The organism is Thermogemmatispora tikiterensis, from assembly GCF_003268475.1.
GTDB classification, from domain to species: domain Bacteria; phylum Chloroflexota; class Ktedonobacteria; order Ktedonobacterales; family Ktedonobacteraceae; genus Thermogemmatispora; species Thermogemmatispora tikiterensis.
In genome coordinates this window covers 341,521-352,900 of the sequence record NZ_MCIF01000002.1, presented here as the reverse complement: position 1 = coordinate 352,900, position 11,380 = coordinate 341,521, and the positions used below count along the sequence as shown (strand labels likewise).

Here is an 11,380-nt window from a genome sequence, read left to right as displayed (position 1 = left end):
CCCTAGAGCCATCTCCACCACCATGACCCCGATGATCAGAACCAGATGCCCCCGCCACATTGCCAGCCTTGCCTGTCCCTGCGACTCTTCTCTCTGACCGAGGCGTTCATAGTGCGGCAACAGGAGCAATTGCAGCACCAACGCACAAAACACTCCCCAGAACACCCGGTAGAGAGCAGCCACGAGCTGAGCCCCTATGAGTAAGGCGCTGTCCATGTAGAACCAGCGCCCATAGGATAGAGACAGTTCCTCTTCCTGAGCAGGTTCCGTCTCTCCGTTCATCGCAGCCAGTCTTCTCCTTTCCTATCCTCCAGCCCTCCTGAGCCGGAGCCGCTTCCCAATCTTGCTTGCTTGGCACTGGGTTCTCTGTCAACTGGATCCTCCAGGACCGGCTATGTGCCTGGCAAGGAAGCATGCAACCCGAGAAAGCAACCTGGTGTTGCAGATACGACTATTTCTTTCCACTTCCTACTTGAAAAGTCATCTTAGATTCCTAAATGTTCCTTTTTTATTTTGGGGAGAAAAGCATCACTTTGTGTTCTTCCCTAAGAGGGGCCTTCACCACCTGTTCGTATTCCACCCAGCCGATGGATCACGGCTTTGCGCATAGGGAAGATATACGTGAGAAAAGTCATCTCCTAGCCTGGCAGCATCCACTATGAGATCTGGAGCACCCGCTATAGCCCCAGCTATTCCCACGAGAGCCCCAACAGCTGGTGCAACATATTGAGTGAATGTCACAGGCTTTCCTTTCATGATTTGGCCAATTGCATCCATAACCAACATCGATCCGGTTAATGGTCTTGCCATTCTTGTTAGCCTTTCTCGACAGCAGCAAGCGACAAGAGCTGTAGCATCTGAGAAGGGGAATGACCAAGGTGGGGGTCAGGCTTCAGGAATGATTGATATCCAAGTACTAGGGGAATAAAGGACCTTTGCAAACAACGTCGTCCTGTCTGACACCGACAGCCTCAACGGAGTTCGCATGGAGAAAGCTACTACAGGTGCAGCGCTGCGTCCATGCCTCCTGTTATGATCACTCTCCCTTAAAAGGTTCCTGCTGGCTAAGAGTATAACAAGAATAGCTCTCTGTCAAGTGTAAGCGACTTTCCTCTGAATTGAGAGGAAGAGAAGAGGAAAGCAGGCACGATAAGCCGGGACGGCTGAACGCTTAGATGCCCTTCCTTCCGCTCTTCTCCCTAGGCTGCTCTCATCCAGGGCATTGGCCCCCAGGATCAGCTCGTTTTTCACCTGCTCGACATCGGCCTGGGTCACGAGCGGATAGCGCTTGCGATTCATATACTCCACCAGACGACTGCAGAAAATCTGAATATCGAAACGATTTTTCCTGCTCCTGAGGTGCTTCGCGATGCATCAACAGCTTCGGCTGCGAGCGATATCTATGCTCTGGGAATCCTCTGGTATCTTTTGTCACTTCTTCCCGAATATGATCCACATATGCATTTTGATCCATATACCGATGTGGTTCAGATCGATCGTCTGGCCCTCCCCAGCGAGATGCGCGATCTGCTGAAGCGCATGGTTGCCCCTCAGCCAGAAAAGCGGCCACAGCGTGTTGAAGAGATACTGGATGCTCTTAAGCTTCTCAAAGCGCTGACTTGATGTGATGGTCAGCACGACCTGCTGGAGAATCGGCAAGTGCTATGAGCGATTGAGCAGTGGAACGCTCTGGCCATGCAAACCACCCTCTGCGAGGTGGCCACCTGCTATTTCACAAAGGCCTGGCGCGCGACGCATTGCAGAGAGCTCTGCCCGATTGATTGGCCAGGCGGTCCGCCTAGAGGATGAGCAGGTCGCGCAGCTCGCGCAGGCGCGGCTCACCGGGGAAGGCGGCGCAGAGGGCGACGTAGGCCTGCTGTGCCTCGGCCAGTCGCTGCTGACTCTGCAGCTGCTGGGCGCGGGCAACGCCAGCCTGCCACTTCTCCAGGCACCAGTCGAGGCGACGCGGCTGGTCAGCGCGACTGGCCTCAATCAGCACCGCTAACAACTGGGCCTCGGGGACATCGTCCAGGCTGACCAGCGTTCCGCCACTGCCACTCTGCTGGTACTGCTGCTCGATCTGCTCGCAAGCCTCCAGTGCAGCCCTCGATAGGCCCAGATCTCTGTAAGCGTAGGCTTCATTGAGCAACAGGTCGCTTAGCCCAAAGTTCACCCAGAGGGGAGCCGGCTCCATCTGAGCAAAGAACGCCTCCTGCGCCTGTTTGAGGGTGCGCTGCACCTCCGCCTGCTGCCCCGTCGCCGCGGCGAGATCGGCAGCCAGCCTCGAGTAGCAGCGGCTATAGATGATGGGAGACACGGGCGCGCTGGCGGGCTGAGCGACGGAGGCCTCCTTCTGGCGATCGCGCCGATCCCGCTCCTCTAACAGCTGCCGCGCCTGCTGCACCGCCTGTAATGCCTGCTTATGACGGCAGCCATAAAAATACTCTATGGATTGGCAGCCAAGCGCGATGATTCTCAGGGGAAGGTGGTCGGCCAGCGTACTGAAGGCCTCCGCTTGCTGGGCATAGGCGACTCCCTGGGCCGGCGTGCTCAGATGGTGGGCCAGCCGCGAGCGCAGCAGGAAGCCCTGGGCCGTCAGCTCGGCGGCGGCCTGGCGCTGCCTGGGCGGCGCCGTCCTGGTGAGAGCCTGCAGGGTGGGCAAATAGGCCGCTACCGCCTGATCTGCCAGGGCCAGCTCGCCCTGCCGTCGCAACTCCCAGCAGGCTGCCAGACTTGCTGCACATTGCTTCAAGATATCCTCTGTCAGGGCAGGCCCCTTCAGGACCGGGCCCAGCTGCGACAGGCCCAACAACTCGATCGGCGCCAGGGCCAGCAAACGCAACGTCTCGCGCCGGGTTAGCTCGTTCTGCTTCATAGCGTCCTTCTCCAGCTCCGTTCTCAAGAGCAGCTGCAGCTGTTGATAGCGGGTATCACCAGCAGGCCAGCGCCACACCAGGCCCAGCAGCCGCAACGGCAGACACTCTTGCCGGAAGGCCTCCAGCGCCTCAGACTCCGGTGGCGGCGGTGACGGCTCAGGATGCGCCTGTCCGTCCAGCTCCTCCCTGACGCTCGCCTGCGCCGGCACCTCCGGTATGCCCAGGTCTTGCTCCGTAAAGCCCAACTCGAGCGGCGAGCGCTGGAACAACTCGCAGAGCTTGCGCAGGTGGAGCGGCTGCGGCACATCGCCCGCCTTCTCCCAGCGGCAGACTGTGGCTTTGCTCACTCCCACCGCTTCCGCCACCTCGTCCAGCGTTAACATGCGCTGGCGCGCTCTGATCAAGGGAAGGCGCGGCTGGCCCGCGGCCGAGGACCCCTGTGTCTGTTCCATCGTGTCCTTTCTCCTTACAACTTCAGCTCTGCAGTCCGTGACGTCCTGGCCTACTTCTTCCTTCTTCTTGCTCTGTCATCGAACGAGGACCCGCTCCCATCGCCCCGACAGCGAGCGAGTGGTGAAGAGCAGCAAAGCGCACATCAACGGAAGCAGTGGCCTGCTCCTCTCCCAGCAGATGCCACGGCCAGAGCTATCAGGCCCGCATCTACCCCTCATATAAGAGTATAGATGAAATGAAGTGCAGAAACTGGTAACAACAGATACTCATTCCATTCACATCATGTTCCCTGTTTCCTCTGGTTGCTCGAGCATCTACCTCAGAGAGAAACCAGAAGCAACCTGTATTCGCTGGAGCCGATTGCCGCCTCTACAGCAGCGCTCTGAAAAGAATGACCGTGTTCATCTATTTCTAATCGTAACACATGCCAGGTCGTCTGTCCACGCAGGGATCAGCAGACGCTGCCTGCTACGCCCTTCAGTACGATGATGCGCGCAGCTCCGGCAGCCGGATCAATGTGCCAGGGCGATCGCACCCCTACTGCCCGGCTCCCTCGCAGTACGGCGCCGGTCCTCGTGATCGGATGGCTTTGCCCCCTTCGCACGGGCGCGATAAATCGCGCCCCCCGTTCGTGCCTCGCCCGTATCCAGCCCTTCCCGTTCAGCTCGTTCCCACTGGCAAGATGGAGGCCGGCGATGGCCGGCTCCAACCGGGTCGAGCGGGTAGCCTTCGTCACAGACCCCTCCTCGGAGCAAGGGCGAGCCTGGATCAACGCCACCCAATCTTTCGCTGGGGTCCCAGAGGAGGTCTGGACCTTCGAAGTGGGTGGCGATCAGGTCTGCGCTCAGTGGCTCAAAGACCGCAAAGGGCGAGTGCTCACCTTCCAGGACATCGTGCAGTATCAGCAGATCGTGGCAGCGCTGGCGGAAACCATCCAGTTGATGGAGCAGATTGACGACGTGATCGAAGCGCACGGGGGCTGGCCGCTCCACTAGCGGCTGGTCTGGCAGGGCTCTTCTATAAGCCGGTCGAGGTGGCCACAAAGTGGGATGCCCCCACTGCGCTGGCGGGACTCCAGGATGCCATGCAGGCCAACCCCGATGTCAATTTCCTCTTCACCTCCTCCGACTTCCTCTATCCGCAGATCGAGTCGGTGCTCAAGCCTCTGGGCAAATGGAAGCCGATCGGCGATCCGAATCATGTGATCATGGGGGGCATCGATGGGGACTCCCGAGCCTGTCGTCTGATGCGCTCTCAATATGTCGATGCAACCGGTGTGCAAGACCTCTTCTATGAGGCGAATACGTTGTTAGCGGCTCTTTTGAAGGCCATCGATCAACATGCAAGCAAGCCCAATGAGGTGCTGATTGATAAGGGCTTTGCCCTGACTCAGGCCAACATGAGTACACGAGCCAAGGATATGTGGGGCTGCGTGCTGCCGCCCCCGAAGTCGGGCGTCTAGGCTTCTCTTCTCGACGAGCATACCGCCCCCCTGCTGCGCTCCGCCCATCTCCCGAGCTCCAGAGAGGAATGGAGAGCAGCACAGCGATATGCCTCTAATATGGCCGGGTAGAGGGTGGTGGGCAGTCGAGGCTTCCTCTCGCTCTCCCCTACCTGGCCCGATTCATACAGGGCTCTCTCTGAGCGCAGCAAAAGCCGCCAAGCAGGAGGTATGATGGAGCAAGAACGGTCTCTTTTCTCTGTCTTCAAGCGTCGTACTTTCATAAAGGGAGCTACCGCGGCTGGCCTTAGCCTCGCCGCTCAGTCTTGGAACACCAGAGCCTGGCACCAGGCTGCGCGGGCGAACGCCTCCCATGCCAGACAGACAGGCGTCTCCCTCCCACACGTCGGTGTGAGCGACAATGGTCGCTTTCTGGTCACCGCAGATGGGCAGCCCTTTTTCTGGTTGGCTGATACAGCCTGGGAACTCGTGCATCGCTTGACGCGTGACGATGTGGACACCTATCTGCGCATCCGTAGCCAGCAGGGTTTTAACGTGATCCAGACGGTCATTCTAGCCGAAAACGATGGCCTCCATCAGCCGAATCGCGAGGGGCAGCTGCCCCTGATCGGCGACGATCCCACTCGGCCCAATGAGGCATACTTCCAGTTCGCCGATTATGTGGTGCAGAAGGCCCAGGATTATGGGCTCTACCTCGGGCTACTGCCCACTTGGGGTGATAAAGTCAATCAGCAGCGCGGTATCGGGCCGGCTGTCTTTACCCAGGATAACGCCTATCCCTATGGCACCTTTCTCGGTCAGCGCTATCGCAATGCCAGTAATATCCTTTGGATTTTGGGGGGCGATCGTCCCGCCGATGGCTATGAGACCATCTGGCGTAATATGGCAGCGGGCATCAGGGACGGAGTAGGAGGCCCGACCTTCATGACCTATCACCCGAACGGGGGCCAGTCCTCCTCTCAATGGTTCCACAATGACTCCTGGTTGACAATGAATATGCTGCAGTCAGGCCACAGCGCTCGTGATCTGCCGACCTGGGGAGTAATCGCTCATGACTATAGCCTGACCCCTGCTAAGCCAGTCCTCGATGGCGAGAGCAACTATGAGGATCACCCAGTGAACTGGGATCCGAGCAATGGCTACTTCACCGAGTACGAGGTGCGACGTCAAGCCTACCGCTCGGTCTTCGCTGGAGGCTGTGGCTATACGTACGGTAACCACTCGATCTGGCAGTGCTTCCAGCCCGGCTATGGCCCAATCGCCTATGCCATCTTCTACTGGTATCGTGTCCTGGACCATCCCGCCGCTCTTCAGATGCGCTATCTACGCGACTTGATGCTCTCTAGACCCTACTTCGTACGCATCCCGGATCAGAGCCTGATCCTTTCGGGTGAGGGCGACGGTCCATTTCATGCGCAGGCGACACGCGCCTCGGACGGTAGTTATGCCTTTATCTATATTCCCGACCCAGTACGTACCGTCGCAATCGACACCAGCAAAATCGCTGGCGACACAGCCACTGCCTGGTGGTATGATCCCCGCAGCGGTAACGCCAGCTCTATTGGCGACGTTAGTACCGGCGGCCCGCAACAGTTCACCACGCCCGGCGATGGCCCCGACTGGGTGCTGGTGCTTGATCAGAAAGGCCGCGGGTTCGCCGCCCCTGGGCAGCCTTTGAGCTGAGCGCCATGCGAGCGTCTCCTCCCTGCTGCCCACCCCTGAGCCGGTTAGTTAGACAAGACAGGTTCCTACCTTGCTCTGTAGAGGGGCCGCAGCCAGAAGACGCCCCGACGATGAAACAAATGTCTTTGTATGAAAAAGATGGACAGCAACAGGGAGGGCGGGATTGCCCGCCCTCCTCCAGGAGGAGGAAAGGGCAGGCTTCGCTGCGTCCTGTCCTGCCGCTGACATCAGTGCCCATCTAGCACCACTTTCTACTATCATAATTTTTAATCTATTTGACCGTTTTTTGCTTTGACCAGTGATTCGAGACATCATCTTGCTCTATAACCTGGCAAGATCCTCGTGAACATTGGTCCCCTGCTCTGCATCGCCATCGGGGAGACCTTTGGCCTGCTGGTAGCAGGCATCAATTTCTCCCCGCGAGCGATGATCAGCCTGTCAAGTGTGATGAGCGGCATGCTAATGACGGCCTGTCTTGATTCGAATCTCTTCAGCTTCAACCTCTTCTGGAGAAGATTTCTGAGGCCCCACGGGAGATCTATGACTGGAGCTGCGCTCTCCCTACCTCTAGGCATCAGTGCCATGCTCGCGGGATCGCTGGTTGGCCTACTCAACGGAGCTGCGGTGACGCGTGTGCGCATGCCTCCCTTCATGTTCATCCCAGTGACGATGATCTCTTCTCTGACGCGTTGGCGATCTGACTTACCAAGTCGGAGACGATCAGCTTCCTACCATGCAGTTTCAGGCTGTTAGGTGATGATACGTTGGGTATTGTCCCCTTTCAGAGCTGAGTCACAATAGAGTAGGTCCCGCCCACCGGGGGCAGCTCTCCGGAGCCATGAACGGCTCAGCTTACCACCCAGCCGTTCCTGCTCCCCCCTTGAATGGTCCAATTATCCGGCTGGTGATCCAGCCGCCGTAAAAATCGCCGGGCTGGGCCTGCACCTTCTCACCGTTAACGTAGCAGGCATCCATTTTGCGCGGGTAAAAGGCAACATAGCCGGCCAGCTCCTCGTAGCCTGGGGCTGGGTCAGGATAATACCACGCACAGTCTGGCGCGCTCCTGCCATTCACCGTCAGGGTATAGTAGTTGGCTCTCCCCTTGAACTCGCAGAAGGTATGGCGGTCGCTCGGCTGGAGATACTCCATACGAATATCCTCTGGCGGAATATAGTAGACGGGCGGATGACTGGTCTCGAGGACGCGCCTCGTACGCCGACTCTCAGCAATCGTCACTCCATTGAAGACGACCTGAACGAGATCGTCACATTCCTCCAGGCGTGGCGGTCGCGGATAGTCCCAGACCGATTCCTGTCCCGGAGCAGAGCTCCGATCACGCTGTTGATCCATCGCTCTCTTCTCCTCTCGGATATGACGGGGTTCCTTCTTCGTGAAGACGCAGCGAGCCACTCCTTCGGGTAACATAGAGTATATGATACGCGACTCCAGCGACTCGGGCCACGGCGTACCTTGCTCCAGGCCCGAAGCCGCTGGCCTCCCGTCTGCTTATGCAGGCACGCGATCAAGCTTGCTGGACCTGGGCATTGAAGCACGTCTTGCTGACATCATGATAGAGGCCAGGCTAGCTTGCATCAAGGTAGCTCATCTGCTACATCTACACGTCACCAGCGCTACAGGTGCTCAACACCACGAGCAGGTAGAGCAGCAGCTGCAGATCAGACCCCACCCACGGAGTCAGTTCTCGCCCTTCAAGGGAAGAAATATAGCTCGTGTCTCCAACCCTCCCTCCTCGCCGATGGTTCATCAGAACATCAATCACACTGACGCCGTTCATGTCATCAGTGCGTAGGGTATCGACACTACAGGTAACCCAACGCATCTAGGTGTCTCCTCTCCCATCTTGACCACACACCCGCTGGAGTGCTCCAGATCAGCCATATGGCCAGGTTCATGGGTCGCCAGACGACCGACCGCACCGCACTGGCCAACTGCTCACAGAAGCCTCTGCTCCGATCCAGGTGGAGTCGGCGAGACCCTCCCAGTTGACGTTCCCATTCTCTGCATCCCCCAGGCTGCTCCTTGAGCAACTGACCTGGCTGAAGCAGATAGATCAGCGCAGGGCAATGCGTCCCGCCAATCCGGCCATCCTTCCAGCCGGCCTGCTCTATCGCTCGCATCCCATGCTCCCTGGCACTGGACGCCAGGGCTGGCGCAACAGGTGCCTGGGAGCAGCCTGGCGAAGCCAGATGGCCCCTGCCAGAGAACGGGCGGACACAGGCCAGTCGCAACACCAAGCCCAGCCGGATGCCCTGCCTCCTCCTCCCGCCAGGGACCAGCCTATCCTGCCTCTGGTCGTTGCAGCAACAGAAATCAATGCCGGGAAGTACCAGGGCCTGGGCACGGCCTGGCTCCTCAAACGCGAGCAAGAGCAGAGCCTTGGCCACGTCCACGCGCTCTATAGGAGGAGCAACAGGCAGGGCCAGACACGATCTCGTTCCCTTGCAGCAGGCTCCGCGAGAAGCACGGCCTGTCTCCACGAGAACACAACCATGAAAGGAGCTCCACGATCCAGGGAGTCACGACGAGCAGCAGGCTGCGCCCAGCCCAGCAACAATAAGCAGTGGCACCACGCCCGCGCAAGCCAGCTAGACCAGCATACAGACCAGATAACCTGCCAGACTGATAGGATGATCGGGTTGCCCCAGATTCAGGCAGACGATGAGTGTCACCAGGAGAGACGAGCGCCGCCCTGAACCACCCCTGGCAGGGCCAGCGGCCCTCTCCAGCCTGGCGCAAACGCTGCTCTCGCCCCATGTCCCTGTCAGGAAACAGCTGCTGGCTGCGCTGGCTGCTCCTGGCCCGCCTGCCTTCGACGTACCGCCCGACCAACGGAGAACACCCAGCCTCCCATCACCAGCAGCCAGGCGCTCAAGGCGATCCAGGTACAAGGGGTGGCCAGCGCACGCAAGAAGGCCAGCCCGGGCAACTGCCCCAGCAGGTGCAGCGCCGTCGCATACATCCCCAGCGGAAATACCATGCTCCAGAGCGCTGGCTCATAGCGCACGGGCTGGCGCCTCACCCCGTATTTCCAGATGCCAATGAGCACTAGCAGCGGCAGCCACCACGTACCCCAGGCCCACATCATCAGCGTGAACCCGGTGATGTAGGGCTGGACACTCACCAGGAGCGGAACCGGATGCGGCGCCTGCAACAAACGGACACCGGCTACGGTCGTGATCGCCATTGCTCCCATGTTGATCCAATAGGGAGGCGTCAGATCGGCAGGCTGGATCTTCGCGAAGCAGAACCGATAGACGATGAAGGTGATGAAGATCAGATAGAGCAAGACCCCCAGGGTCCAGAAGGCATACGCGGTCAACTGGAGCAGCGGCGCCTGATCGGGCCAGAAAGCACTCAGCACGATCCAGTTGATTGCCAGCGATTCGGTCCCGACAATGGTAATGAGCCAGCCACCGTTGACCGACTGCTCCAGCGGTCGGTCGTTGCGAAAGAGCAGGACGGCAAAGGCCCAATAGGTCAGGAAGAACCAGATCCCAGCCGCCCACCCTGTCAATATCACAGGAAGCGCTACCCAGTGGCTGAGAGCAGCGCGCGTGGCCAGCACCCCCGGAGCCGCAACTGCTGTGAAATAGCCAAAAAGCTTCCCGGGATCGGTCGCATCCTGGAAAACAGCTCTGGGATAGCGTATCAGCCGCAACCCATAGACAACGAGCAAGAAGAGAAAGAGGCCACCGCCAAGCCAGCCCAGCACTGCTGAGAGGAGGAAGACCTGGCCGAGGAACAAAGCGACCGAGACGATGCCTGTGGCCATCACGCAGGCAAAATAGCCGGGGTAGAGCTGTTTGACCCAGCTCCACCACTGCGCTCGATAGACAGTGAAAGAACGCCGTTGCACGTCCTGTTCTCCTCTGCACAGATGCACTGGTTGCCTTACCAGGTGATCAGCATCCCGCCTGCTGAGATGAAAGGCGCTCCTGACTGCTTCACCGTCATTTCTCAGCCAGCTGACGGCTCGGCCAGAGCGTGATCACGAGTGCCAGAAGGAAGGCCAGCAGGCTCGCGATGGCCAGCCAGAGCAGCAGCCGTGTCCGCCCCGAGAGCAGCTCGTAGAGAGCATCGGTCACCAGCCAGAGCTGTACCATGACAATGAGCGCGACGAGCAAGACCTGTGCCTGGACGATGGCCGCCCGCCCCGGAATACTCAGATAGCGTGGACCAGGCAGCAGGCCATGCCGCCCGCGCGGAGGGGGCTGAACTGGTGGGTCATCTGGATTGGCGCGGGCCGGTCTGAATGAACGATCCAGCGGAAGTCCTGTCGGCTCTCCCCATTCGTTCGCTGTCTGACTCATCGCAGCACCATCCTCACAGCGTAGATGGTTCCCTGCCGCTCCTCCAACTCGATGATAGGCAGTGGGCGCGTAGGAGGCCCGGCCAGCACATCACCCGTGGCGGCATCAAAGAGACCCTCATGGCAGGGACAATACAGTCGACGGCTCTCCGGCTGGTAGGTCACCGCACAGGAGAGATGTGTGCAGACATCGCTGTAAGCCACCAGTCCCTTACCCGGCAGATTGATCAGAATGCCTTGCGCGTATTCGTCCGGGTAAGCAAACACTTTCCAGCCATTCTCTACCAGCTCGTCTACACGGGCAATGGGGACAACCTTTGCGGGACTTCCCTCCGAAACTGCTCCCACGAGCGCCAGGGTGCCCGTTGCCAGACAAAGGGCGCCAGAGCCTGCCAGCAGGAAGAAGAGGGTATCGCGCCGCGTGACTACCTCATCTTCGCTCCAGACATATGGGAACTCCTGGCGCCATTCGACGGCAGGTTCAGGAGGGTGAGGCGCCGACCCGGGCTGACCCTGGCGCCGGACCCGAAAGCGATGTGTTGCTGATTCCATAGGCAGAATCTCCTTCCGTCTGCG

General features: G+C 59.2%; 12 protein-coding genes. 5 read left to right on the top strand and 7 right to left on the bottom strand.

All coding sequences use genetic code 11. The features are described 5' to 3' along the window. Positions 1-282 (bottom strand): hypothetical protein (locus A4R35_RS24090; RefSeq protein WP_189361211.1); only part of this gene is annotated, 282 nt, incomplete at its 3' end. A 1,176-nt stretch (positions 283-1,458) separates the two neighbouring features. Between A4R35_RS24090 and A4R35_RS24085 the strand changes: the two genes are divergently transcribed. After that, complete coding sequence (locus A4R35_RS24085) at positions 1,459-1,623, top strand: hypothetical protein (RefSeq protein ID WP_189361209.1); 165 nt, start codon at positions 1,459-1,461, stop codon at positions 1,621-1,623. 175 nt (positions 1,624-1,798) lie between these two features. On the opposite strand, the gene A4R35_RS01620 is transcribed toward A4R35_RS24085, so the two are convergent. Next, positions 1,799-3,328, bottom strand: coding sequence for a helix-turn-helix transcriptional regulator (locus A4R35_RS01620; RefSeq protein ID WP_112425917.1), 1,530 nt, complete (start codon positions 3,326-3,328; stop codon positions 1,799-1,801). A gap of 696 nt (positions 3,329-4,024) precedes the next feature. Between A4R35_RS01620 and A4R35_RS24910 the strand changes: the two genes are divergently transcribed. The 4 genes from A4R35_RS24910 (at position 4,025) to A4R35_RS25190 (ending at position 7,227) form a co-directional block, all read left to right on the top strand. Further along, on the top strand, positions 4,025-4,324 hold the full coding sequence (locus tag A4R35_RS24910; protein WP_112425915.1) for a type ISP restriction/modification enzyme: 300 nt from the start codon (positions 4,025-4,027) through the stop codon (positions 4,322-4,324). A gap of 38 nt (positions 4,325-4,362) precedes the next feature. Further along, entirely contained in the window at positions 4,363-4,791 is a 429-nt protein-coding gene (locus A4R35_RS01610; protein WP_146747079.1) for a type 1 periplasmic-binding domain-containing protein, read from the top strand. Between the two features lie 210 nt (positions 4,792-5,001). After that, entirely contained in the window at positions 5,002-6,474 is a 1,473-nt protein-coding gene (locus A4R35_RS01605) for a glycoside hydrolase family 140 protein (RefSeq protein ID WP_223258142.1), read from the top strand. Between the two features lie 342 nt (positions 6,475-6,816). Further along, a complete protein-coding gene (locus A4R35_RS25190; RefSeq protein ID WP_189361206.1) occupies positions 6,817-7,227 on the top strand; it encodes a hypothetical protein in 411 nt (136 codons plus the stop codon). Positions 7,228-7,326: 99 nt separating this feature from the next. On the opposite strand, the gene A4R35_RS01595 is transcribed toward A4R35_RS25190, so the two are convergent. From A4R35_RS01595 to A4R35_RS01565, 5 genes are all read right to left on the bottom strand, one after another. Continuing rightward, positions 7,327-7,824: a DUF427 domain-containing protein gene (locus A4R35_RS01595; RefSeq protein WP_112425907.1), complete on the bottom strand. Its 498-nt coding sequence runs from the start codon at positions 7,822-7,824 to the stop codon at positions 7,327-7,329. A gap of 265 nt (positions 7,825-8,089) precedes the next feature. Further along, positions 8,090-8,314 (bottom strand): hypothetical protein, encoded by a 225-nt coding sequence (locus tag A4R35_RS01590; protein WP_112425905.1) that lies wholly within the window; start codon positions 8,312-8,314, stop codon positions 8,090-8,092. Between the two features lie 942 nt (positions 8,315-9,256). Further along, positions 9,257-10,351, bottom strand: coding sequence for a tellurite resistance/C4-dicarboxylate transporter family protein (locus A4R35_RS01575; RefSeq protein WP_112425899.1), 1,095 nt, complete (start codon positions 10,349-10,351; stop codon positions 9,257-9,259). Positions 10,352-10,445: 94 nt separating this feature from the next. After that, on the bottom strand, positions 10,446-10,805 hold the full coding sequence (locus tag A4R35_RS01570) for a hypothetical protein (RefSeq protein ID WP_112425897.1): 360 nt from the start codon (positions 10,803-10,805) through the stop codon (positions 10,446-10,448). Further along, positions 10,802-11,356, bottom strand: coding sequence for a QcrA and Rieske domain-containing protein (locus tag A4R35_RS01565; protein WP_112425895.1), 555 nt, complete (start codon positions 11,354-11,356; stop codon positions 10,802-10,804). Before A4R35_RS01565 ends, A4R35_RS01570 begins: the two co-directional genes overlap by 4 nt. Positions 11,357-11,380: the final 24 nt, after the last annotated feature.

What these genes read in the sequence shown, in the direction of transcription:
- A4R35_RS24085 (WP_189361209.1), top strand. Translation starts at nt 1,459, where the DNA reads ATGCATTTTGATCCATATACCGATGTGGTTCAGATCGATCGTCTGGCC.
- A4R35_RS01620 (WP_112425917.1), bottom strand. Translation starts at nt 3,328, where the DNA reads ATGGAACAGACACAGGGGTCCTCGGCCGCGGGCCAGCCGCGCCTTCCC.
- A4R35_RS24910 (WP_112425915.1), top strand. Translation starts at nt 4,025, where the DNA reads ATGGCCGGCTCCAACCGGGTCGAGCGGGTAGCCTTCGTCACAGACCCC.
- A4R35_RS01605 (WP_223258142.1), top strand. Translation starts at nt 5,002, where the DNA reads ATGATGGAGCAAGAACGGTCTCTTTTCTCTGTCTTCAAGCGTCGTACT.
- A4R35_RS01595 (WP_112425907.1), bottom strand. Translation starts at nt 7,824, where the DNA reads ATGGATCAACAGCGTGATCGGAGCTCTGCTCCGGGACAGGAATCGGTC.
- A4R35_RS01590 (WP_112425905.1), bottom strand. Translation starts at nt 8,314, where the DNA reads ATGCGTTGGGTTACCTGTAGTGTCGATACCCTACGCACTGATGACATG.
- A4R35_RS01570 (WP_112425897.1), bottom strand. Translation starts at nt 10,805, where the DNA reads ATGAGTCAGACAGCGAACGAATGGGGAGAGCCGACAGGACTTCCGCTG.
- A4R35_RS01565 (WP_112425895.1), bottom strand. Translation starts at nt 11,356, where the DNA reads ATGGAATCAGCAACACATCGCTTTCGGGTCCGGCGCCAGGGTCAGCCC.